Raw genomic sequence first — 23,246 nt, forward strand, 5'->3', positions numbered from 1 at the left:
CGGTCCGGCCCGGGCCCGACCCTCGCGGCCGGGAGCGGCGTCGGGGGTCTCTTCATGGCACGGCCACCCGCCGTGATCCGCGGCACCGGCTACAGGCGCGCCACCCGCTCGAACCCGCGCATCGCGGCGCCGGCGGCGCACAATTCGTTTCGCTTCCCCGTGCCCGGAGGCTAGCGTGGCGACCATGCTCCGGCCGGAATTCCCGATCGGCACCGCCCGGCTCGACCTGCGCCCGTTCACCATGGCCGATCTCGAGCAAGTGCACGCCTACCAGTCCCGCGCGGACGTCGCCCGGTACCTGTACTGGGAGCCGCGCTCGGCCGCCGAGGTCGAGGCGGCACTGGCACGCAGGCTCGACCGGGACCGGTTGACGCGGGAGGGAGACTGCCTCAGCCTTGCCGTCCGGCGGGTGGACACCGGTCACCTGATCGGCGAACTCGACCTGGACTGGTTGAGCGAGCGGCACCGCAGCGGGGAGATCGGCTTCATCTTCCACCCCGACCAGCACGGCCACGGTTTCGCCACCGAGTCGGCCGCGGAACTGCTCCGCCTGGGTTTCACCGGCCTGGGCCTGCACCGGATCATCGCCAGGTGTGACGCACGAAACACGGCCTCGGCCGGGGTGATGGAGCGGCTCGGCATGCGCCGCGAGGCGTACCTGCGGCACAACGAGATCGTCAAGGGCCGGTGGGCCGACGCCCTGGTCTACGCGATCCTGGACTCGGAGTGGACGGCTGGTACCTGATCCCGTGCCCCGCGGGCTCATGCGGCAGCATGAGGAGCCGTGCTGTTCGACAAGATCGTCCGACCCGCGCTGTACCGGATGGGCCGCAACGACCCGGAGACGGTGCATGAGCGCACCGTCGGTGCCCTGCGCAGGATCGGCTCGGCGCCTCCCCTGCGGTCGGCGCTGGAACGCCGCTACCGGATCGACGCGCCGAGCACGGTGTTCGGGCTGCGCTTCCGCAACCCGGTCGGGCTGGCCGCCGGAATGGACAAGGAGGGCCGTGCGCTCGCCGCCTGGCCCGCACTCGGCTTCGGTTTCGTCGAGATCGGCACGGTCACCAGGCTGCCGCAACCGGGAAACCCGCGACCTCGGCTGTTCGTGCTGCCCGAAAGCGGCGCGGTGATCAACCGGATGGGGTTCAACAACGCGGGTGCGGAGGCACTGGCCGCGCGGCTGACCGCCACCGGCAAGCCGGAGGTTCCGCTCGGAATCAGCATCGGTAAGTCCAAGGCCGTCGCGGTGGCCGATGCCGTGCCCGACTACCTCGCCTCGCTGGAAGCGCTGTACCCCCATGCCGACTACTTCGCGATCAACGTCAGCTCGCCGAACACGCCGGGGCTGCGGACGCTGCAGGACCGTGGCGCGCTGGCCGAGTTGCTCGCCGAGCTGCGTTCCGCCTCGGCGGCGCTGGCCGAGCGGCACGGTCGCGCCAGCGTGCCACTGCTGGTGAAGGTCGCCCCGGACCTCACCGAGGACGCCCTCGATGAGCTGCTCGAGGTCTGCGCCCGGCACGCGGTGTCCGGCATCATCGCCACCAACACCACCCTCGGTCGGGACGGCGTGTCGCCCGCGGAGGGCGGGCTCGCACGGGAGTCCGGCGGACTGTCCGGCAGGCCGCTCGGCGCCCGTGCCCGCGAGGTCGTGCGGTTCGTGCACGCGCGTACCGGGGGCCGGCTGCCGATCATCGGCGTCGGCGGGATCGGCGGGCCGCAGGACGCGACGCGGATGCTGGACGCGGGGGCAAGCCTGGTGCAGGTCTACACCAGTTTCGCGCTATCCGGGCCCGGTGTGGTGCGGCGGATCAACCGCGCGCTGGCTGCCCGCCCCCGGTGAGCGCGTCGCCGCAGGTCAGGAGAGTTCACGAAGGGCCATGGCAAGTCCGGCGAGGCGGTCGGTGGCGTCGGTGAGGGATTCCTTCGCGGGTTGCGCTCCCCCGCTGCTGGCGGCCACCGCGCGCCCGGCCGCGGCGACCAGGCTGCCGTACTCCTCCAGCCCTTCCTCCAGCTGCTCGACCAGACCGTGCACGGCCGCCTCCAGCTGGCCGCGTTCGGTGGCAGGCGTGTTCTCCGTCGCTCGCTCGATCGCCTGAATACGCGCGGCGAGGCTACGCAGCGCGGCGGCCGCCTCGTCCGCCGTGGCACGTGCGTCCTCGACCGATACCTCGGGAACGGTGACCGAGACCCCTGCCGGCGGCTTGGCGAGTTGGGTGAGCAGCTCGGTGAGCGAGGCCTCACTCTCGGCGAGCCGTTCCATCGGCCCGCGCGCGACCGAGGTGGACGGCGGCAGCGGCGGCGGAGCCGTGCTGGCGGGCAGCTCGGTCCGGTTCAACGTGCGCAGCCGCATCCCGGCGCGCACGCCGAGGGCACCGAACACCACGGCGGCCGCGACCCCACCGAGGACCAGGCCCGACACGGTGCTCGCGCCGGTGACGCCCGCGACCACGGCGAGACCGCTCAGGATGGTCAGCACGATCCACAACGTGAGCGCCCGGGACGTCCGCCGCTTACGGCGTTCCAGCTTGGCGGCCGGCTCGTTCCAGCGCTCCCACTTGGACTTCAGCTCGGCCACGACCGGCACGTCCTCGACCGAACCGGGCAACGGCAGGCTGGGACGGCGGCCCCTGTGGCCGGACCTACCGTCCCGCTGCTCGGCGGGCAGGTAACGCTCTACCTGCCGGTAGGCACGCTGGGCGTAGTCGGGCAGGTGCTCCAGATGCTTCTCCAGCCTGGCCTTGAAGTCACCGAAATCGCGGAACTCGCCGTAATCGCGCCTTCCGGGGCCTGCCATCGCCGGCTACGCCTGGTTCTTCTGCTGCTCTGCTTGGATCCGGGCCTGGATCTCCTGCTGGATGTTCGCGCTGGGCGCCGCCGCGGACTCACCGGCGGCCGACCCGGAGCCCGCGGCGGCCTTGTCCGCGGAGCCGTCGGTCACCTGGGCCACCGAATCGCCCTTCATCGAGGCGCGGATCTGCTCCAGCCGGCTGTGCCCGGCCAGCTGCGTGGTCGAGTGCTGCACCTCCATCATCCGGCCCTGCACCGAGTTCTGTGCCAGCTCGGCCGAGCCGAGCGCCGTGGTGTAGCGCTTCTCGATCTTGTCCCGCACCTCGTCCAGCGAGGGGGTGTTGCCCGGGGCGGCCAGCTCGGTCATCTGGTTCAGCGAGGCCGAGACCTTCTCCTGCATCTTGGCCTGCTCCAACTGCGAGAGCAGCTTCGTGCGCTCGGCCAGCTTCTGCTGCAGCATCGAGGCATTGCGCTCGACGGCCTGCTTGGCCTGGTCCGCCGCCTGCAGCGACTGGTCGTGCAGGTTCTTCAGGTCCTCGATGCTCTGCTCCGCGGTGACCAGCTGGGCGGCGAATCCCTCGGCGGCGTTCTCGAACTCGGTCGCCTTCTGCTCGTCGCCCTTCGACCTGGCCTCCTCGGCGAGCACGAGGGCCTGCCGGGTGGAGGCCTGTAGCTTCTCCACCTCGCCGAGCTGGCGGTTCAGCTTCATCTCCAGCTGCCGCTGGTTCCCGATCACCGATGCGGCCTGCTGGGAGAGCGCCTGGTGATTACGCTGCGCCTCCTCGATGGCCTGCTGGATCTGCACCTTCGGATCGGCATGCTCGTCGACCTTCGACGAGAACGCCGCCATGAGGTACTTCCAGAACTTCACGAAAGGGTTGGCCATCTCCTCCGCCTGCCTTCTTGCGTCCCACGTGCCTGTTGATCCGCTGGTCTGTGGAACGTCGAAACTTCCCCTGTGCATTTCTCAACGTCCCGACCGCGGCGTTGGGTTCCATCGTGTCAGGTCAGCGCCCGTCGTTCCAGGCGACCCCGCGGAAATCAGGGATCGGCTCAGGGACGATGCCCCACCACGAGCCGACCGGAGACCCACCGGAGGGCACGCACGGCGATGACCCCGAGAAACCACTCGGGGTCATCACGACGGGCCGGTTCAGGCGGCGAGGGTGGAGGCCAGCTTCGGACCACTGATCGTGGTCCGCAGCGTCGGCGACATCGGCGGCCGCAGGCTGCCGGACATGCGCAGGTCGGCGAGGTCGTTGCCGATCACGTCCGGCACCAGCCGGCCGCCCTCCAGCTCCCCGCTCGCGGTGCCGGCCTCCGCGGGCTCCGGCACCTCGCTACCGGTCTCGTGCTCGGTCCGCTCCGCTCGCTCGTCCACAGCGCCGACTCGCACCCCGTCCAGCGCGGAGACATCGGCGGCGACGTTGTGCAGCAGCTCGGCGAGCGGCAGCTCCAAGGCATCGCAGATGGAGGCGAGCAGTTCACTCGAGGCTTCCTTCTGCCCACGCTCCACCTCGGAGAGGTAACCGAGGCTCACCCTGGCAGCACGCGAGATCTCGCGCAGCGTGCGGCTTTGGTTGGTGCGGGCATGACGGAGCCGATCACCGATCGCCTCACGCAACAGCACGGTCATCACGCGCCTCCCTTCGGGTAGTTACCACGTTACCCAGACCAGACGGACCGGTGCAGTCATTGACACGTCCTTCCGCCATGGGCGAACGTCTTGGTCACCGTAAATGTTCCCGGAGCAGGTCCAGCGCCGCGGCGGCCGACGCCACCCGGATGGACGTCCGGTCGCCGGAAAGGCGCAGCGTACGGGTAGTCCGCACGCCCTGGCCCGCCAGGCCGACGTGCGCCGTTCCGGGGTCGATCCCATCCTGCGGATCCGGACCGGCGACCCCGGTGAGCCCGAGCCCCCAGTCGGCTCCGCAGATCCGCCTCGCCCCGGCCGCGAGCTGCGCGGCCACCTCGGGGTGCACGGCGCCGCGTTCCGCCAGCAGCGCGGGGTCCACTCCGGCGAGCGAGACCTTCAGCTCGGTCGCGTACACGACCAGGCCGCCCCGCAACACGGCGCTGGCACCCGGCACCTCGGCCAGGGTGGCGCAGACCAGCCCGGCGGTCAGCGACTCGGCCGCGGCGACGCTCTCCCCGCGGCTGGTCAGCGTGGTCACGACCGCCCGGGCGTCGATACCGGTCATCGGCCCACCGCGGCACGTTTACCGGTGGCCCGCAGCTTCACGGCCCGCACCACGTAGTCCAGCCCGGTGGCTACGGTGAGTATCAGCGCGAAGCCCATCAGCACCCAGCGCACCGGCTCCGCCCCGGCGGGCAGCGGCAGCAGATAGAGCACGATCGCCGCGATCTGGGCCAGGGTCTTCGCCTTGCCACCCCGGCTCGCCGGGATCACCCCGTGCCGGATGACCCAGAACCGCAGCAGGGTCACCCCGATCTCCCGGACGGCGATCACGATGGTGACCCACCATCCGAGCTCACCGAGCAGGCTCAGCCCGACCAGCGCGGCGCCGATCAGTGCCTTGTCCGCGATCGGGTCGGCGATCTTGCCGAAGTCGGTGATCAACCCGTAGCGGCGGGCCACCCAGCCGTCGATCTGGTCGGTGAGTGAGGCGACCGCGAACAGCGCGGTGGCGACCAGCCGCCACCCGGTGTCCACCCCGCCGTCCGCGAACAGGGCGAACACGAACGCGGGTACCAGCACCAACCTGGACAGGGTCAGCACGTTGGCGACGTTCAGGGTCGGAACGGGCGTGGGGGCAGGGGCGTGCGATGCCTCGTGCGCCTCCGGCGTGCCGTCGTCCGCCTCCGGCGTGCCGTCGGCGGCGGCACTCACCGGGGCGCGCCCTTGTCCGGCGCGAGCGGGCGCACGATCAGGTCCACTCCCTCGGAGTCGACCACCTCGCAGCGCACCAGCTCGCCCGCAGCGGACCCGGCCGCCTCCAGCACCACGCACTCGCCGTCGACCTCGGGAGCCTGATGCGCGGCTCGGCCCCGCACCTCGCCTTCCGTGTCGTTCTCGACCGACTCGACCAGCACCTCGACCACCTCGCCGACGCGGTCCTCCGCCCGCTGGGCGGTGAGCTCCTCGACCAGCCCGGAGATGCGCGCGACCCGCTCCGCGACGACCTCGGCGTCCAGTTTGCCGTCCAGGGTCGCAGCCTCGGTGCCGTCCTCGTCGGAGTAACCGAAGACGCCGACCGCGTCCAGCCGCGCGCCGATCAGGAACCGTTCGAGCTCGGCGAGATCCTCCTCGGTCTCCCCGGGGAAGCCCACGATCACGTTGGTGCGGATCCCGGCCGCGGGCGCGTACTGCCGGATCTGCTCGATCAGCGCGAGGAAGGAATCGCAGGAGCCGAAGCGACGCATCCGACGCAGCACGGTCTCGCTCGCGTGCTGGAAAGAGAGATCGAAGTAGTCGGCGACCCCCTGCGTGGTGGCGATCGCGCGCACCAGCCCTGGCCGCGTCTCGGCGGGCTGCAGGTAGGACACCCGCACCCGCTCGATGCCCTCGATCTCGGCCAGCCGGGGCAGCAGCAGCTCCAGCGCCTTGGCACCGCCGTGCTCGCGGCCGAGGTCCTTGCCGTAGGAGGTCGAGTTCTCGCTGACCAGGAACAACTCACGCGCCCCCTGACCGGCCAACCAGGCGGCCTCGCCGAGGACGTCCTCCGGGGCGCGGGAGGTGAACGAGCCGCGGAAGGACGGGATGGCACAGAAGGAGCAGCGCCGGTCACAGCCCGAGGCGATCTTCAGTGCGGCCACCGGCGAATCGGCCAGCCTGGTGCGCAGCACCCGCGGCCCCCAGGCCCCGTGCCCGGGAACCGTCACCCCCTCGGCGGCCGCGGGACGCTCCACCGGGCTGATCGGCAGCAGGGTGCGCCGGTCGGCAGGGGTGTGCGCGGCGACCTGGCGGCCCGCGACCACGTCGTCCAGCCGATCGGCCAGGTTCGGGTAGTGGTCGAAGCCGAGGACCGCGTCCGCCTCGGGCAGGTTCTCGGCCAGCTCGTTGCCATACCGCTCGGCGAGGCAGCCGACCGCGACCACCTTGGCCCCGGTGTCCGCCGCGGCCAGCAGGGTGTCCACCGAGTCCTTCTTCGCCGAGTCGACGAAACCGCAGGTGTTGACCACGACCACGGAGGAGTCCTCCGCGTCCTCGGACAGCTCCCAGCCGCCCGCGGCGAGCCTGCCGGCGAGCTCCTCGGAGTCGACCTCGTTGCGGGCGCAGCCCAGCGTCAGCAACGAGACCCGGCGGTCGCCGCCCGGTGCGGAGTCGGTGATGGCAGAAGAAGACACGTCGACCAGGGTAACCGGCCGCCGGCGGTCGCGGCCCACACGGCCACGGCGCCCTGCGCGGTTCGCCGCGCAGGTGATCTGCACCACAGCCTCGCACGATCCCGAACTCCGGACGCGGGCGCGGCGTCACCAGCCGAGCACGGACACGAACTGCTGCTCGATGATCGGCGACATGGTGGACATGTAGGTCGCGCTGAGATGATGTCCGTCCAGGTAGACCAGCACGTTGCCGATCAGTGACGGGCAGGCCAGCTCGGTGCAGTAGTAGTCGGTGAAGTCGAGGAAGGACACATTCGACGGCACGTCCGGGATGGCCGCGTAGGGCGGCCGCTCGGCGAACAACGCACCGCGCGGGGTGCTGCACTCGACCGATTCCGGCCCGTGCCGCTCCACGCAGGCCGGACCGGAGAAGTCGTGCCGCGCGTTGTCCCGGATCGCGACCACCGGGATCCCGGCCCGCTCCATCGCCCGCCACTGCTCGACGTAGCCAGGCGGCGTGTACTCGGTCGGCCCGGCGCGCACATCGCGGGTGGCCAGGGTGACCACGGCGTCCGGTCTGGTCTCGGCGAGGTAGTCGGCGACATCGGCGTTCCACTGGATGCATCCGGCGTCGCCCGGCATCGCGTCGGCGTCCACCGAGAACGGGCAGGCGCCCTTCAGGATCGCCGACAGCTGCCAGTTGCGGCGCTCGGCCATCGGCAGGAAGGCGGCGAGGTACTGCTGGATATGCGAGTCGCCGACGATCACCACCCGCTTCTCCGCCCCCGCCGCGTCGACCCCGTTGGCGCAGACCTCCAGTTCCTCGTTGCTCGACGGCCGCGGGCACGGGCCGGGGATGCCCGCCCAGTCCTCCGGTAACGCGACCAGCGACGGCGCTGGTTCCACCTCCTCGGCACCGGTGTAGGTGAACCCGGGCGCCATCGCGGCGGCGCCGGGGTGGTCGGGGTCGCCGACCTCGATCGTGGACTCCCCCACTCGCTGGGTGGCCACCGCCTGCCAGGCACCCGCGGCGATCAGCACCGGCACCAGGGTGGCGGCGCCGAAGCGGTAGGAGCCCCACCGGGAGCGCACACCGATCCGCGAATCCCGCACCGGTTTCTCCACCAGGTGATAGGTCAGCGCGGCCAGCACGAAGGACAAGCCGATGATCGCGGCGCCACCGCGCCAGCCGACCTCCTCGCGATCCCGGATCACCAGGTAGAACAGCAGCACCGGCCAGTGCCACAGGTACAGGGCGTAGCTGAGGTTGCCGACGTACTCCAGCGGCCTGGCGGCCAGGATCCGATCCGCGCCCAACCGGCTGTCGGTCGCTCCCGCGACGATCACCAGCACCGCCGCCATCGTCGGCCAGAGCGCCGCGTACCCCGGGAAGACCGTGCCGACCTGCAGCAGCATCCCGCAGGACGCGAGCCCGAACACCCCGATCCAGCCGAGGAGAACGCGGAGCAGGCGGGGCAGCACGATGGCGTCGATGGCGAGCGCCAGCAGGCCACCGAGCGCGAACTCCCACACCCTGGTCAACGAGTGGAAGTAGGCCAGCGGCTGGTTTTGCCAGGTCAGCAGGACCGAGTAGGCCAGCGAGGTGGCGAAGGTCGTCACCAGCATAACCAGCACCCCGGTGCGCACACTGCGGCCGGCCGCCCTGGTCGCGAGCGCGATGAGGGCGATCAACAGCGGCCACACCAGGTAGAACTGCCCCTGGATGGAAAGCGACCAGAAGTGCTGCACCACGCTGGCGGTGTCGTGCTGGGCGAAGTAGTCGACCGAGTCCACGGCCAGCCGCCAGTTCTCCACATACAGCGCGGAGGCCACGACCTCCCTGATCGTCTGAAACCACCGGCTTTCCGGCAGGAAGGCGAAGCTGAACGCCATGATCGCGACCAGCACGGTCAGTGCGGCAGGGAACAGGCGCTTGATCATCCGGCCCCACATCGGCCGGAACTCGATGCGGCCGCGCTCGCTCGCGCGGACCAGCTGGCCGGTGATCAGGAAGCCGGTGATCACGAAGAACACGTCCACGCCGCCGGAGATCCGGTCGAACCAGACGTGGTAGACGACCACCAGCACGGCCGCCAGCGCGCGCAGCCCCTGCAGCTCCGGGCGGTACTTCCGGGCCCGGGGGTGTGCTGACGCTTTCACCGAGGGATGTGTCGTCGACTCGGCGACCTCAACGTTGTTCACCCGAGGAATCCTCCGCTGCGCCTCGGCCACCAGGGCCATCACTCACTGAACTAGGTGACGTCAATCATCGCTGGAGGGTTGCCGGCCCCACTCGTCAGGGTCATGCACCGGGGCGCCGAGTGGATCGCCGCCCCGGCCACCGACCTACCCTGAACCGGCGAAGCGCTAAGTTGGCCCCGTGGCCCATGGATCTCCCGACCCCGCCGTCCGCCGCGCCCGGATCGCCGATGTGCCCAAGATCAAGTCCTTGGTGGACTCCGACGCCGGACGCGTGCTGCTGGAGAAGGAACTGGTCACCCTGTACGAGGACGTGCAGGAGTTCTGGGTCGCCGAGCTGGACGGCGAGCTGGTCGGGTGTGGCGCGCTGCACGTGCTCTGGGAGGACCTGGCGGAGATCAGGACGGTGGCGGTGGACCGGCGGATGCGCGGCCGCGGCATCGGGCACGCGCTGGTCGCCCGGTTGATCGAGCTGGCGCGGGAACTGGGGCTGCCGCGCCTGTTCGTGCTCACCTTCGAGACCACCTTCTTCGCACGGCACGGCTTTACCAAGATCGACGGAACGCCGGTGCCGAACGAGGTCTACGAGGAGATGCGGCGCTCGGCGGACACCGGCGTGGCCGAGTTCCTCGACCTCCCGTTCGTGAAACCGAACACCCTCGGCAACGCACGTATGCTACTTGACCTGCGCGAATCCGGAATCGACCGTCCCGGTACAGCTCACCATCACCGCACAGTGGAGTGATATTCACGTACAATACCCCGCTCGGCGGTAGGTCCGGATGATGTTGAGCCCTGAAGCTGGTCGCGCCCTGTCGAAACGATCAGCGAGGGAACCTCATGTACGCGACTACCGTGCGCAGCACGTTCCGGCGGCTGGCCGCCGCGACCACCGTCGGCGCGGCGCTCGTCCTCGGTGCCGGTACCGCGCAGGCCACCGACATCCGGGCCGTCACCGACAACTACCTGTACAGCAAGTCCCTGTCCCAGTTCGCGCAGATCAGAGCCGACCGGCCGTACCCGAACCGGCTGGACTGGTCCACCGACGCCTGCTCCTGGTCCCCGGACAAGCCGCTGGGCTACGACTTCACCCGCGCCTGCCACCGGCACGACTTCGGCTACCGCAACTACAAGCGACAGGGCCGGTTCTCCGAACCGAACCGTAAGCGGATCGACGACAACTTCTACGACGACATGAAGACCATCTGCGCGGGCCGGTGGGCGTGCGACAGCGCCGCCTGGACCTACTACCAGGCGGTCCGCCAGTTCGGCGCCAGCTGACCCGAGCCGCGTCCTCGGACCCGCCCACCAGCGGGTCCGAGGACGCGGTCATGCTCGCTGCGTCGCCTACGCGGGCGGCGAACTCGCACACCGGAACGGCAAACTCACGTACGTGGGCGGCAAACTCACGTACGTGGGCGGCAAACTCGCGTACATGAGCGGCAAACACGCCGCTAGTCGTCGCCTTCCGCGGCGGGCGGGCCACCGCCGCGCATCGTGTGCAGCACCGACTCCAGTTCCTCCGGCTTGATCAGCACGTCCCTGGCCTTGGAGCCTTCGGAGGGGCCGACCACTCCCCTGGTCTCCAGCAGGTCCATCAGCCTGCCCGCCTTGGCGAAGCCGACCCGCAGCTTGCGCTGCAGCATCGACGTGGACCCGAACTGCGAGGTGACCACCAGTTCCGTGGCCTGGAGCAGCACGTCGAGGTCGTCGCCGATGTCCGGGTCGATCTCCTTCTTCTCGCCTGCCTTGGCCGCGGTGACCCCGTCGGTGTAATCCGGCTCGGCCTGCTCCTTGGTGAAGTTGACGATCGCGTTGATCTCGTCGTCCCCGACGAAGCTGCCCTGGATCCGGGCCGGTTTACCTGCGCCCATCGGCAGGTACAGGGCGTCGCCCATGCCGATCAGCTTCTCCGCGCCGGGCTGGTCCAGGATGACCCGCGAGTCGGTGAGCGAGGAGGTGGCGAACGCCAGCCGGGACGGCACGTTGGTCTTGATCAGGCCGGTCACCACGTCCACCGAGGGTCGCTGGGTGGCGAGCACCAGGTGGATCCCCGCGGCCCTGGCCTTCTGGGTGATCCGCACGACCGCGTCCTCCACGTCCCGTGGGGCCGTCATCATCAGGTCGGCGAGCTCGTCGACGATCGCCAGGATGTACGGGTACGGCTCGTACACGCGCTCGCTGCCCGGCGGGGCGGTGATGTCCCCGGAGCGCACCTTGCTGTTGAAGTCGTCGATGTGCCGGACCCGGTTGGCCTGCATGTCCTGGTAGCGCTGCTCCATCTCCTCCACCAGCCAGGCCAGCGCGGCGGCGGCCTTCTTCGGCTGGGTGATGATGGGGGTGATCAGGTGCGGGATGCCCTCGTAGGGGGTCAGCTCGACCATCTTCGGGTCGATCAGGATCATCCTGCACTCGTCCGGGGTGGCCCTGGCCAGCAGCGAGACCAGCATCGAGTTGACGAAGCTGGACTTACCGGAGCCGGTGGAGCCCGCCACCAGCAGGTGCGGCATCTTGGTCAGGTTCGCCGTGACGAAATGACCCTCGATGTCCTTGCCGAGCCCGATCACCATCGGGTGCTCGTCCTTGGCTGCCTTGGTCGAGCGCAGCACGTCGCCCAGCAGCACCATCTCCCGGTCGGAGTTGGGCACCTCGATCCCGACGGCGGACTTGCCGGGTATCGGCGCCAGCAGCCGCACGTTGTCGGTCGCGGCGGCATAGGCGATGTTCTTGGTCAGCGCCGTGATCTTCTCGACCTTCACCCCGGGCCCGAGCTCGACCTCGTACCGGGTCACCGTCGGACCCCGGGTGAAGCCGGTGACCTGGGCGTCCACGTTGAACTGCTCCAGCACCCCGGCGATCGCCTCGATCATGGCGTCGTTGGCCTTGCTCCGGCTCTTCGGCGGCTCGCCGAGGGTGAGCAGGTCGGGTGGGGGCAGCTTGTAGTCGCCCTCGACGGTCCGGGTGACGGCCAGCGCGGTCTGCTCGCCCTTGCGGGACCTCGGCTGCTGTTCGGGGGCCTCGATCGGCTTGGCCTTGGCCCGGCTGGCCGCGGGCGCGGCCGGGGGACCGTCCTCGGCCGCCGCGCTCGCCCCCGTGGCCGGGCTCTCCTCGTTCCCGCTGGCCTGCCTGCGCCGGGACGGTTTGCGCAGCCGGACGGCGGCGGTGTCCGCCTCCGTGACCGCGGCGCGTTCCTCCGCGATGGCCTTGCGTTCGGCCTCGGCCGCCGCCCGCTCCTCCGGGTCGAGGCCCCAGTCCCGCAGCCGCTGCGGGATCTCCCGGACCGGGGTGGCGGTGAAGATCAACACGCCGTAGCCGAGGGCGAGGATCAGCAGCGGCACGGCCACCCAGGAGGTGACGCCCTTGGCGAGCAGCCCACCGGAGAACCAGCCGAGCCAGCCGCCCGCGTACATCTGGTCCTCGCCGGTGTCCGGCTTACCGTTGAACAGGTGCAGCAGGCCGAGCACGGACAGGGTGACCAGCAGGCTGCCGATCACCATCCGGGGGCGGGTCTCCGGCTTCGGCTCGGTCCGCATCAGCGCGACCGCGATGACGAACAGGGCCAGCGGCAGGGTCACCGAACCGGCGCCGACGACGCTGCGGGTACCGATCGCGACCCACTGCCCGATCGGGCCCGCGGCCTGCCACCACACCCCGACCGCCACGATCAGCCCGAGCGCGACCAGGCCGAGCGCCATCCCGTCGCGCCGATGCTCCGGCTCCAGCTCCCGGCTGCGGCCGATCGTGCGGGCGAGCCCGCCGAGGCCCTTGGCCAGCAGGTTCCAGCCGCCGCGTACGGCCTTGCCGAAGCCGCCGCCGGAGGACGAACGCCGTGCCGCGGGCCGGCGTGCCGGGGGTTTACGGGCCGATGTCCGCGCGGGCGCCGGACGTGACCTGCCGGAGCCACGGGTCCCCTTGGCCGGCGCCTTACCGCGCCCGCCAGCACGTGACGTACTGCGTCCCTTACCAGGTCCCTTAGTCACCGACCCGCTCGCCATGCCTCCTACGGTAACCGTTTGACCACTCTGATCACTGCTGCCACTCGGGGCTCACCCGAAACATTTGTCCCGGTGGCACCAGTGGTACCGGAGCGGGCGTCCGGGCGGGGCCGCCCGCATGCCATGCTCTGCACCATGTTCGCGCTGCATGACGCCGACAACGAGCCGACACGCCGGGGTACCGGCCCGCGGACGCCCCCGATCTGGCGCGCGATGCTGGCCGTGGACACGGCCGTGGTGCGCCTGGCCGGCCGGCTGAAGGTCACCGGCGGCCTGGCGAGCGAGCTACGCGGGCGTCCCCTGCTGATGGCCGCGAACCACATCGGCGTGTTCGACGCGTTCGTGCTGATGGCGGCCTGCCGCCGGATCGGTATCGCGCCGCGGTTCCTGCTGGCCGGCGGCCTGCTGGACGCGCCCGTGCTGGGCCCGGCGCTGCGCGCCAGCGGGCACCTGCGGGTGGATCGCGGCAAGGCCACGGCCATCGAGCAGTTCACCGCGGCCACCGAGGAGCTGCGCGCCAGCCGCGAACCGATCATCGTGTACCCGGAGGGCCGGATCAGCCACGATCCGGGCCTGTGGCCGGAGCGCGGCAAGACCGGAGCCGCCCGGCTCGCGCTGGCCGCGGGCACGCCGGTGGTACCGGTCAGCCAATGGGGCGCGCACGAGGCGGTGTACTGGGGCACGGAGACGGTCACCGGGATCCAGGACGTGCTGCCGCTGGCCCGGTCCGGGCTGACCGCGCCGCTGCGCAGGCCGACCTTCCGGGTGCACTTCGGTGAGCCGGTGGAGCTGTCCGAGTTCACCGCGGGCACGCCGGGGCACGCGGTACGGGCACACGCCAAGATCATGCAGGCGATCACCGACGGGCTGGTGTCGCTGCGACGCGGTGAACCGGACCGCCCCCGCTTCCACGACCCGACCAGGCCGACCGACACCAGGAGCCCCTGGCGGCACTGACGGGCGCCGAGGCCCACGAGCGATATTCGCTCGGTACCGGGACATAGGCTCATCGGGTGGTCACCGATGTCTCCCAGCGCTCACCCGGCTTCGTTCCCAGCCGTACCCGCGGCACCACGCTGATCATCCTCGCCTCGCTCTGTTTCGGCAGCTCGGGCGCGATCGGCAAACCCGCGATGCTGGCCGGGCTCGCCCCGGAGCAGGTGGCCGCCGCCCGGATCGGGCTGGCCGCGGTGCTGCTGGTGGCGGGCGTGGCGGTGGTGCGCCCCTCGTTGCTGCGGGTGCGGCGCGGGGAGTGGCCCCTGCTGGTGGCCTACGGCCTGCTCGGCGTCGCGGGTGTGCAGCTGTGCTACTTCATCGCGGCCGCGCGGATCCCGGTGGGCATCGCGATCCTGCTGGAGTTCACCTCGCCGGTGCTGGTGGCCCTGTGGGTCCGGTTCGTGCGCGGGGTGCGGCTGCCCCGGCCGATGTGGATCGGGATCGCGCTGGCCATGCTCGGCCTGGCCATGGTCGCGCAGGTCGGCGCGGGGCTGCGGCTGGACCCGGTAGGCCTGCTGGCCGGGCTCGGCGCCGCGCTGTGCTCGGCGGGCTACTTCCTGCTCGGCGAGCGCGGGGTCTCCTCCCGACACCCGCTCGGCATGATCACCTGGGGCATGCTGATCGGTGCGGTGGCCGTGTGCGCGGTGGCGCCGCCCTGGACGATGCCGGCCGCCGTGCTCGGTGTGCCGGCCGCGTTCGGGCCGTGGCACCCCCCGGTGTGGTTACTGCTGGTGCTGGTCGCGGTGTTCTCCACCGCGCTGGCCTACCTGGCGGGCATCACCTCGCTGCGGCACCTGCCGGTATCCGTGGCCAGCGTGCTGGCGCTGCTGGAACCGGTGGTGGCCGCGACCGCGGCCTGGCTGCTGCTGGGCGAGGCGCTCGGCTGGCCGCAGGTGCTCGGGGCGGCCGTGCTGCTCGGTGGCGCCGCCCTGGTGCAACTCAACGACCCCGGCCCCCGGCACCCCGGTGGGGAACCGCTGCCGGTGGAGGCCACGTGAGCCCGCCGGGGTCCACCCAGGGAGGGAGGAAGACCGAACCCGGGAGGGACGCCCCGTACCCGGGACGGCCAGCAGACTGCCGACCATGCACCCCACCACTCGAGCCGAGCAGCGCCGGGCCCGTCGCGCGCTGCTGGCGCAGGTCCTCACCGTCGGCTTCGCCCTGCTCATCGCGGCGGGCAGACGAAGCTGACCGGAATCACACCGGAATGACGGTCGGCACGATCATCGGCCGTCGCCGGTAGGTCTCCGCCACCCAGCGCCCGACCACCCGGCGGACCGACTGGGCGATCCGGTGCGGATCCGTGATTCCCTCGGACTCGGTGCGGGACAGCTCCATCTCCACCAGGGGCAGCACGGCGTCCAGCGCCTTGGGGTCGTCGGAGAAGCCCCGCCCGGAAACCGTCGGCGGCGACACCGCCCGCCCGGTGCTGGAGTCCACCACGACATTGATCGCGAGGAATCCACCCTCGCCCAGCACCAGCCGGTCGGACAGGGTGGACTCGCCGACGTCACCGACGGAGAGCCCGTCCACGTACACGTGCCCCACCTCGACCCGGCCGGTGACCGTGGCCTGCCCGTCGATCAGATCGACGACCACCCCGTCCTCGGCGATCACCACGTTCCGCGGGTCCACCCCGGTGCGGACCGCGAGCTCACCGTTGGCCCGCAGGTGCCGCCACTCGCCGTGCACCGGCATGACGTTGCTGGGACGTACCGCGTTGTACAGGTAGAGCAGCTCACCGGCGGAGGCGTGCCCGGAGACGTGCACCTTCGCGTTGCCCTGGTGCACCACGTTGGCGCCCAGCCGGATCAGCCCGTTCACCACCCCGAAGACCGCGGTCTCGTTGCCCGGGATCAGCGAGCTGGCCAGCACCACGGTGTCCCCGGCCCGGATGGAGATCTGCCGGTGCTCGCTGCGCGCCATCCTGGACAGCGCCGACAGCGGCTCGCCCTGCGAACCGGTGGAGACGAACAGCACCTTGCTCTCCGGCAGGTTCGCCGCCTGGTCCAGGTCGATCAGCAAACCTTCCGGTACCTGCAGCAGGCCGAGATCGACCGCGATCCCCATGTTGCGCACCATGGACCGGCCGACGAAGGCCACCCGGCGGCCGTGTGCCTGCGCCACGTCCAGCACCTGCTGCACCCGGTGCACGTGGCTGGCGAAGCAGGCCACGATCACCCGCCGGTCGACCTGCGAGATCACGTCGTCCAGCACCGGCCCGATATCGCGCTCGGGCGTGACGAACCCGGGTACCTCGGCGTTGGTGGAGTCCACGCAGAACAGGTCGACGCCCTCGTCGCCGAGCCGGGCGAACCCCGCCAGGTCGGTGAGGCGGTTGTCCAGCGGCAACTGGTCCAGCTTGATGTCGCCGGTGTGCAGCACCAGCCCGGCCGGCGTGCGGATGGCCACCGCGAGCCCGTCCGGAATGGAATGGTTGACCGCGAAGAACTCCAGCCCGAACACACCGAGGTCCCGGCGTTCCCCCTCGCGCACCTCGATCAGTGTGGGCCGCTGCTTGTGCTCCTTGCACTTGGCGGCCAGCAACGCGAGGGTGAACCGCGAACCGTAGACCGGCAGGTCGGGGCGCAACCGCAGCAGGAACGGCACCGCGCCGATGTGGTCCTCGTGCCCGTGCGTGAGCACCAGCGCCTCGATGTCCTCCAGGCGGTCCTCGATCGCCCGGAAGTCGGGCAGGATCAGGTCGACGCCGGGCTGGTCGTCCTCGGGGAAGAACACCCCGCAGTCGACGATCAGCAACCGTCCTTCGTACTCGAAGACGGTCATGTTCCGGCCGACCTCGCCGATCCCGCCCAGCGCGACCACGCGCAGGCCGCCGTCGGGCAGCGCGGGTGGCGCGTTGGTCGGACCGGGGCCGTGCAGTAGTGCGTCCTTGCTCAAGGGTGAATAGTCCCAACGCTGGTGTGTGTGGTCGGCGCGACGTAGGCGGCCGCCGAGTCGGCGTAGGCCACCTTCGAGCCGTGATAGTCGGAGGTCGGCGCGTCGTCCAGCGGCACCCCGGCCTGGGTCAGGTCGGCGGCGATCGCCTCGACCTGCTCCCGCGTGGCCGGGACCAGCGGCAGCCGCGGGTCGCCCGCGTCGTAACCGCGCATCCGCAACGCCGTCTTGCTGAACACGACGCCACCCACCCGGGAGAACGCCCGGTACACCGGGAGCATACCCCGGTGGTTGGTACGGGCCGTCGAGGTGTCACCGTCCTCATAGGCCTCGATCATCGCGCGGATCCGTCCCGCGACAACGTGTCCGATCACGCTGACGATCCCGGTCGCGCCCACCGACAGCCAGGGCAGGTTCAGCCCGTCGTCGCCGGAGTAGTAGGCGAGGTGGGTGTTGGCGATGACCTCGCTGCCGGCGAGCAGGTCACCCTTGGCGTCCTTCACCGCGAGGATCCGCGGGTGCTCGGCAAGCCTACGCAGGGTGTCCACCTCGATCGGCACCACCGAGCGGGGCGGGATGTCGTAGAGCATGATCGGTAACTCGGTGGCGTCCGCGACCGCGGTGAAATGCGCGTGCAGCCCGGCCTGGACCGGCCGCGAGTAGTACGGGGTCACCACCAGCGCGCCGTGCGCGCCCGCCTTCTCCGCGGCCCTGGTCAGCTCGATGCTGTGTGCGGTGTTGTACGTGCCGGTGCCCGCGACCACCGTGGCCTTGTCCCCCACGGCCTCGACCACGGCGCGGATCAGGTCGGTCTTCTCGGCATTGGTGGTGGTCGGGCTTTCCCCGGTCGTGCCGTTCAGCACGAGCCCGTCGTTGCCGAGGTCCACCAGGTGCTGGGCGAGCTCCTGCGCCCGCTTCAGGTCGAGGCCGCCCTCGGCGTCGAACGGCGTGACCATCGCGGTGAGCACGCGACCGAACGGTCTTCCTGGCGCTGCGGTGGGTGGTGTGACCATGCTGCTGACCGTACCTCGTCACCCCGGGTTCAGGGCGACGACCTGCGCGGGCGCCGGGATCGGCCGTTCCCGCCCCGCCACGGGCGAAGGATCGCCTGCTCCCCCTGCCGGGCGCGGGAACTTCTCCTGGCCGGCGCCGGACGGCTACCGGACGTTGCTGGACACGTACCCGTTCAGCTGGCCACCCGAGGCCGCCCGCGCCACGCAGAGCACCTGCCGCGTCGGGTCGCCGCTGTCCGGGACGCGTTCCCATTCCTCTTGCGCCGGGACGAGCGCGGCATAGTTGATCCGGTCCCGCTTCTCCGACTTGATCGTGTTGGTGTGGAAGCTCATCGCGCAGTGCGTCTCGGCGAACTCGCGCAGGTCCTGCTCGGGCGGGTAGTCGACCGGGGTGCTCTTGCTGCGGGAGTTGTTGCCGAGCGCGGTCACCCGGTCGTAGATCTCCAGCTCGTGCGGCTCGTCGCAGTCGGCCCTGTTCAGCTCGAAGTCCGGTCGCAACTGGCCACGATGGCAGCTGTAGGAACGGTCATCGATGCTGAGGTCACCGCCCTTGCCGTAGGTCATGGTCGGCAACATGGCCGGATCGGTGTCCGGGGCCGGCTCGAAGATCCATTTACCCAGGAAGAGGCCGCCGATCAGCAGGGCGACGGCGGCCACCGCGGCACCGGCCAGCAACAGGTTGCGCCTGGTCCGGTCCGGCGGCGCCGGCCGCGGCCCGGTGTGCCCGCCGACCATGGTGGGCGCCGCGCCGGAGTACAGCGCCGTCTGCTGCCCCCCGGGCGGGGTGGGCGCACCGGACTGGGTGCCCGCCATCGACAGCAGGCCGCGCGCCTGCTGGGCGGACAGCCGGGCATCCGGGCTGGAGATCAGCAGCCCCATGATCGCCGAGGCCAGCGGCCCCTGCGCGTGGGTGAGGTACGGGACCTCGTGCATGATCGCGTGCAGGGTGGCCGCGGTGGTCGGCCGTTCGAACGCGACCAGGCCCTCCACGGCGAAGAACAAGGTCGCGCCCAATGACCACAGGTCGGAGGCCGGCAGCGCCTCGTGCCCGGCGACCCGCTCCGGTGCCATGAAGGCGGGCGAGCCGACGATCATCCCGCTGGTGGTCAGCCGAGGGTCGTCCACGGCCTGCGCGATGCCGAAGTCGGTGAGCTTCACCCGGCCGCCCGCGGTCACCATGATGTTGCCCGGCTTCACGTCGCGGTGCACGATCCCGGCCTCGTGCGCGGCCTGCAGGGCCGCCAGCACCTGCTCGCCGATGACGGCCACCTGCTGCGCGGACATCGGTCCGTGCCGCCGGACCAGTTCGGACAGTGTCGGGGCCTCCACCAGCTCCATCACGATGTAGGTGGTGTCCCCCTCGGCGACCACGTCGTACACGGTGACCACCGCGGGGTCGTTCAGCCTGCCGCCGGTGCGGACCTCGCGCAGCACCCGCTCCTGGAACGTTCCGGCGTCCCGCGCACCCTCCGGGAGTCGCAACTCCTTGATCGCGACCTGCCTGCCGATCACCTGGTCCTCGGCCCGCCACACCACGCCCATGCCACCGCGGCCGAGCTCGCCCAGCAACACGTAACGCCCCGCGACCGAACGCGGGCCCGGTGTGGGCTGCGTCCGGTCAGCCTGGTGTGCCTGCTGGGTCTGATCATCGGTCACTGTGCGCACGCCTCCTTCGGGTCCGGTGGGATGGTAGTCCGACCGTGTGAAGGCCGTACGGGTTCCGGGGTACCCGGCGCCGGCTCGACGGTCCGGTGCGCCATATGCGTGTCCTGGTCACCGGGGAGCCCCAGAGACGAGCCGCGGTCATTACCGGCCGGATTCGAGCACGCGAGGACTTTCCCCCGTTTTCGCGACTCGCGAAACGGGCGCGCGAACTTACCATGAAGAGGTGACGATTCGCAACGAACCGGTTACCCGAAGTATTCGTTGATCCGCATGCGACCGCGGACGGGTCGGCGGCTGTCGGGGTACCGGGCGACACAGAGAGCAGGTCGGTCATGAGCATTCTCGGCACCATCAACAAGGCCATCGACAAGAGCGCGGAGGTCGCCGCACGGAGGGCACAGGCCAGGGAGAAGATCGTGGCCAGCGCCAAACCGAAGGCCGACCGGTGCCTGCACTGCAAGCGCCCCTGCGCACCCACCGGGCTCGCGGTGACCTGGTGCCAGCACCGGCCCGCGTGCGTCCGGGCCGCGTCCCGGTACCTCTGCGAGGAATGAGCGCGGCGCCGGTCAGTCCCCGGCCACCTCGTGCCCGGCGGCCCGCAGCGCGGCCGCGGCCCGGTCCAGGTCCGGTTCCTTCACCAGCACGTGGTCGGTGTCGAAAGTGGACAGGCTGAACAGCGCGACCCCCGCTGCGGCCAACTCGCTGGACAGCGCGGCGATGATCCCGGTCAGGGTGAACGCGAGCGGACCGCGCACGGTCAGCACCCGCCAGCCCCGCTCCGCCTCGGCGCCCTCCGGAACGCTGCCCGCGGGGCAGATCACCGAGGTCTCCGCCGGGGTGCGGGTGACCGACACCAGCTCGCTCCCGTCGGCTTGCAGCAGTTCCGCCGGCACCGTCGCGCCGGCGTCCAGCCGTGCCACGGCGTACTCGCCGGGCTGGATGTCGATGGCGAGCCTGCGCATTATCCTTCCAGGACCTTCGGGCTGGAAGCGACCTCGGTCCCGTCCGGCAGGGTCGAGATGGTGAAGTCGGCGAAGACGTTGTACGCGGCCTTCTGCAGGTGCCGCAGACACTCCACGGCTAGCCTGCGGATCTCCACATCGGCGTGCTCGGTGGCACGCATGGCGATGAAATGCCGCCAGGCTCGGTAGTTCCCGGTCACCACGATGCGGGTCTCGGTGGCGTTCGGCAGCACCGAGCGGGCGGCCTGGCGGGCCTGCTTGCGGCGCAGGGTGGCGCTCGGCGCGTCGGCGAACTTCTTCTCCAGCCCGGCGAGCAGATCGGCGTAGGCGTCCACACTGGCCTGCGCCGCGGCGACGAACTTCTCGTGCAGCTCCGGATCCTCCGCGATCACCTCCGGCTCGACGAAGGCCGCGTTGCGCTCGGGCACGTAGCGCTGGGAGAGCTGCGAGTAGGAGAAGTGCCGGTGCCGGATCAGCTCGTGGGTGAGCGACCGGGAGATCCCGGTGATGTAGAAGGTCACCGAGCCGTGCTCGAGCACGGAAAGGTGGCCGACCTCGATGATGTGGTCCAGATAGCCGGCATTGGTCGCGGTCTTCGGGTTCGGCTTCTTCCAGGACTGGTAGCAGGCCCGGCCGGCGAACTCGGCGAGTGCCTGACCACCGTCGGCGTCGGTGGACCACGGCACGTCCTCCGGTGGGAAGAACTCGGTCTTCGCGATCAACTGCACCTTTGGCGACACGGTCTCTGCCACGTTCGCTCCCTCGGACTCCCCTGGTCGGCTGCTGACTCGGGCAGCCTAACGGCCGCCCCCGACACTCCGATGGGCGGCGCGGGTGCCACCACCGCGGTGGCACCTCGACGGTGCCATGACGCCGCGACTGCCTTGAAAAGCACCATCGATGGTGTCATTATGATGTCATGGATTTGACACCATACCTCAGCACGTTGCGAGAGGACCTCGCCACGGCGGCCTCCGCGGGGGACGAGCAGACCCGGCGGGCCGCGACCGTGCTGGCCGCGGCGCTGGAGCCGGCCGCCCGGCTGGCGCTGATGAACGCGCTCGCCGACCTGGCCGCCGAGGTCACGGCCGAGCTGCCGGATCACGTGGTGGACGTGCGCCTCGACGGGCGCGACGTCCGGGTGGTGGTCACCGGGACCGGTGACCACCAGGACGACACCGCCGAACGGGAGACTTCTCCTCCCCCGCCACCGCCGATCGACGGGCGGGACATCAGCCGAATCACCTTGCGCCTGTTCGAACAGCTCAAGGGCCAGGCCGAGCAGGCGGCGTCCGCGCAGGGCGTCTCGCTGAACACCTTCGTCTCCCAGGCCGTGCAGGGCGCACTCCAGGGCAAGGGTCAGCGGCAGCACCAGCACGGCGAGCGACACCGGCAGGGCGGCGGCAACAGCGACTCCCGCCTGCACGGCTGGGTTCAGGGGTAGTCATGACCGAACAACGCAACGGCACGGAGAGTGAGGAACTGGTCCGCAACCACACCTTCGACGCCGAGGGCCCGCTGGAGCTGGATGTCAGCCTCACCGTGGGCCGGGTGGACATCCGGCTCGGCGAGCAGGACGAGCGGACCGGACCAACCGAGTCACGACCCGCGCTGGTCGAGGTGCGGCACGACCCCGGCGCGCAGGCGCCCTGGTTGAGCGGGGTATCCAGCCTGCTGGCCTGGGTCGGTGAGCAGTTCGGCCAGCAACTCGGCACGGACCTGGGTGGAAGCCCCGCCGATGCGGTGCAGCAGACCAGGGTGGAGAAGGTCGGCAACCGGCTGGTGGTACGCGGGCCGAAACCCCTGCCCCTGCGCAACATCCCGCTCGCGGTGACCGTGCACGCGCCCGCGGGTTCGGCGCTGCAGGTGCGGTCGGGTGCGGCCGCGGTCGACGTCACCGGGGCGGCCGGCCGGGTCGACGTGTCCAGCGGTTCCGGCGAGGTGAGCGTGGAACGGTCGGACGGCGCGGCCATCGTGCGCAGCGGGACCGGCGCGATCCGGCTCGGCCCGATCCCGTCCGGGCTGCACCTGCGTACCGGTAGCGGCGATGTCGAGGTCGCCTCGCTGGGCGGCACGGCCACCCTGGCCACCGGAACCGGAACGGTCTGGGTCGGAACCTCCGCCGGCGAGGTGCAGGTACGCAGCGGCGGTGGCGGCCTGTCGGTTGCGGACGCCTCCTCGGGCTCGCTGGAGCTGGTCACCGGTTCCGGGGATATCCGGATCGGCATCCGCCCCGGGGTGCTCGCCGAGGTCAAGCTGTCCTCCGGCTCCGGCACGGTGTCCAGCGAGCTGGATGTGACCGAGCAACCGACGGATCGGCTCGAAACGCTGAACGTGCGTGCCCGCACCGGCTCGGGCAACGCGGTGCTCACCCGCGCCACCGGGTAACCGCACCGGAGGTCGCCGCCTTCCCCCTCTCGGGAAGGCGGCGACCTCGCGGGGAC

General features: G+C 70.9%; 22 protein-coding genes. 9 read left to right on the plus strand and 13 right to left on the minus strand.

The annotated features are described in order from the left end of the window. Positions 1-184: 184 nt before the first annotated feature. Both FB471_RS30425 and FB471_RS30430 read left to right on the plus strand, forming a co-directional pair. A complete protein-coding gene (locus FB471_RS30425; RefSeq protein ID WP_142003257.1) occupies positions 185-745 on the plus strand; it encodes a GNAT family N-acetyltransferase in 561 nt (186 codons plus the stop codon). A gap of 39 nt (positions 746-784) precedes the next feature. Next, positions 785-1,840: a quinone-dependent dihydroorotate dehydrogenase gene (locus FB471_RS30430; RefSeq protein ID WP_142003259.1), complete on the plus strand. Its 1,056-nt coding sequence runs from the start codon at positions 785-787 to the stop codon at positions 1,838-1,840. Positions 1,841-1,855: 15 nt separating this feature from the next. On the opposite strand, the gene pspM is transcribed toward FB471_RS30430, so the two are convergent. The 7 genes from pspM to FB471_RS30465 all read right to left on the minus strand — a co-directional run bounded on the left by pspM (position 1,856) and on the right by FB471_RS30465 (position 9,315). Beyond that, complete coding sequence (gene pspM / locus FB471_RS30435) at positions 1,856-2,794, minus strand: phage shock envelope stress response protein PspM (protein WP_142003261.1); 939 nt, start codon at positions 2,792-2,794, stop codon at positions 1,856-1,858. Positions 2,795-2,800: 6 nt separating this feature from the next. After that, a complete protein-coding gene (locus FB471_RS30440) occupies positions 2,801-3,673 on the minus strand; it encodes a PspA/IM30 family protein (RefSeq protein WP_142003262.1) in 873 nt (290 codons plus the stop codon). Between the two features lie 267 nt (positions 3,674-3,940). After that, positions 3,941-4,423, minus strand: coding sequence for a helix-turn-helix domain-containing protein (locus FB471_RS30445; protein WP_170221059.1), 483 nt, complete (start codon positions 4,421-4,423; stop codon positions 3,941-3,943). A 94-nt stretch (positions 4,424-4,517) separates the two neighbouring features. Further along, positions 4,518-4,988 (minus strand): CinA family protein, encoded by a 471-nt coding sequence (locus tag FB471_RS30450; protein WP_211358292.1) that lies wholly within the window; start codon positions 4,986-4,988, stop codon positions 4,518-4,520. Then, positions 4,985-5,638: a CDP-diacylglycerol--glycerol-3-phosphate 3-phosphatidyltransferase gene (pgsA, locus tag FB471_RS30455; protein ID WP_142003266.1), complete on the minus strand. Its 654-nt coding sequence runs from the start codon at positions 5,636-5,638 to the stop codon at positions 4,985-4,987. The genes FB471_RS30450 and pgsA overlap by 4 nt, the downstream gene beginning before the upstream one ends. Then, entirely contained in the window at positions 5,635-7,095 is a 1,461-nt protein-coding gene (gene rimO / locus FB471_RS30460; RefSeq protein WP_142003268.1) for a 30S ribosomal protein S12 methylthiotransferase RimO, read from the minus strand. The genes pgsA and rimO overlap by 4 nt, the downstream gene beginning before the upstream one ends. Before the next feature lie 126 nt (positions 7,096-7,221). Further along, on the minus strand, positions 7,222-9,315 hold the full coding sequence (locus tag FB471_RS30465; protein WP_142003926.1) for an acyltransferase family protein: 2,094 nt from the start codon (positions 9,313-9,315) through the stop codon (positions 7,222-7,224). A 139-nt stretch (positions 9,316-9,454) separates the two neighbouring features. Between FB471_RS30465 and FB471_RS30470 the strand changes: the two genes are divergently transcribed. Together FB471_RS30470 and FB471_RS30475 are read left to right on the plus strand one after the other, a co-directional pair. Then, positions 9,455-10,018, plus strand: a complete 564-nt coding sequence (locus tag FB471_RS30470) for an amino-acid N-acetyltransferase (protein ID WP_142003270.1) — start codon at positions 9,455-9,457, stop codon at positions 10,016-10,018. Between the two features lie 110 nt (positions 10,019-10,128). Further along, positions 10,129-10,554 carry a phospholipase gene (locus FB471_RS30475; protein ID WP_170221095.1) on the plus strand — a complete coding sequence of 142 codons (426 nt, stop codon included), beginning with the start codon at positions 10,129-10,131 and terminating at the stop codon, positions 10,552-10,554. Between the two features lie 173 nt (positions 10,555-10,727). Here the strand turns inward: FB471_RS30475 and FB471_RS30480 are convergent, their stop codons facing one another. Next, positions 10,728-13,268, minus strand: coding sequence for an FtsK/SpoIIIE family DNA translocase (locus tag FB471_RS30480; RefSeq protein WP_142003274.1), 2,541 nt, complete (start codon positions 13,266-13,268; stop codon positions 10,728-10,730). 135 nt (positions 13,269-13,403) lie between these two features. Here FB471_RS30480 and FB471_RS30485 point away from each other — a divergent pair, with 135 nt between their 5' ends. Continuing rightward, positions 13,404-14,225, plus strand: a complete 822-nt coding sequence (locus tag FB471_RS30485; protein WP_246076867.1) for a lysophospholipid acyltransferase family protein — start codon at positions 13,404-13,406, stop codon at positions 14,223-14,225. A gap of 56 nt (positions 14,226-14,281) precedes the next feature. Further along, complete coding sequence (locus FB471_RS30490; protein WP_142003276.1) at positions 14,282-15,262, plus strand: EamA family transporter; 981 nt, start codon at positions 14,282-14,284, stop codon at positions 15,260-15,262. Between the two features lie 199 nt (positions 15,263-15,461). On the opposite strand, the gene FB471_RS30495 is transcribed toward FB471_RS30490, so the two are convergent. From FB471_RS30495 to FB471_RS30505, 3 genes are all read right to left on the minus strand, one after another. Beyond that, a complete protein-coding gene (locus FB471_RS30495) occupies positions 15,462-17,096 on the minus strand; it encodes a ribonuclease J (protein ID WP_142003928.1) in 1,635 nt (544 codons plus the stop codon). A 65-nt stretch (positions 17,097-17,161) separates the two neighbouring features. Continuing rightward, positions 17,162-18,175 (minus strand): 4-hydroxy-tetrahydrodipicolinate synthase, encoded by a 1,014-nt coding sequence (gene dapA / locus FB471_RS30500; protein WP_142003278.1) that lies wholly within the window; start codon positions 18,173-18,175, stop codon positions 17,162-17,164. A gap of 144 nt (positions 18,176-18,319) precedes the next feature. Beyond that, positions 18,320-19,831, minus strand: a complete 1,512-nt coding sequence (locus tag FB471_RS30505) for a serine/threonine-protein kinase (protein WP_142003280.1) — start codon at positions 19,829-19,831, stop codon at positions 18,320-18,322. Between the two features lie 341 nt (positions 19,832-20,172). Between FB471_RS30505 and FB471_RS30510 the strand changes: the two genes are divergently transcribed. Further along, positions 20,173-20,394, plus strand: coding sequence for a hypothetical protein (locus tag FB471_RS30510; RefSeq protein ID WP_142003282.1), 222 nt, complete (start codon positions 20,173-20,175; stop codon positions 20,392-20,394). 12 nt (positions 20,395-20,406) lie between these two features. Here FB471_RS30510 and FB471_RS30515 read toward each other — a convergent pair whose 3' ends face one another. Both FB471_RS30515 and thyX read right to left on the minus strand, forming a co-directional pair. Then, the gene (locus FB471_RS30515) at positions 20,407-20,802 is read right to left on the minus strand and encodes an ACT domain-containing protein (protein ID WP_142003284.1); all 396 of its coding nucleotides are present in this window, start codon (positions 20,800-20,802) and stop codon (positions 20,407-20,409) included. Beyond that, on the minus strand, positions 20,802-21,554 hold the full coding sequence (gene thyX, locus FB471_RS30520) for an FAD-dependent thymidylate synthase (protein WP_142003287.1): 753 nt from the start codon (positions 21,552-21,554) through the stop codon (positions 20,802-20,804). The genes FB471_RS30515 and thyX overlap by 1 nt, the downstream gene beginning before the upstream one ends. Before the next feature lie 167 nt (positions 21,555-21,721). Here thyX and FB471_RS30525 point away from each other — a divergent pair, with 167 nt between their 5' ends. Both FB471_RS30525 and FB471_RS30530 read left to right on the plus strand, forming a co-directional pair. Continuing rightward, a complete protein-coding gene (locus tag FB471_RS30525) occupies positions 21,722-22,246 on the plus strand; it encodes a toxin-antitoxin system HicB family antitoxin (protein WP_142003289.1) in 525 nt (174 codons plus the stop codon). Positions 22,247-22,248: 2 nt separating this feature from the next. Further along, positions 22,249-23,190: a DUF4097 family beta strand repeat-containing protein gene (locus FB471_RS30530; RefSeq protein ID WP_142003291.1), complete on the plus strand. Its 942-nt coding sequence runs from the start codon at positions 22,249-22,251 to the stop codon at positions 23,188-23,190. The last annotated feature ends 56 nt before the right edge of the window (positions 23,191-23,246 follow it).

The sequence above is a fragment of the Amycolatopsis cihanbeyliensis genome (assembly GCF_006715045.1).
GTDB lineage: Bacteria > Actinomycetota > Actinomycetes > Mycobacteriales > Pseudonocardiaceae > Amycolatopsis > Amycolatopsis cihanbeyliensis.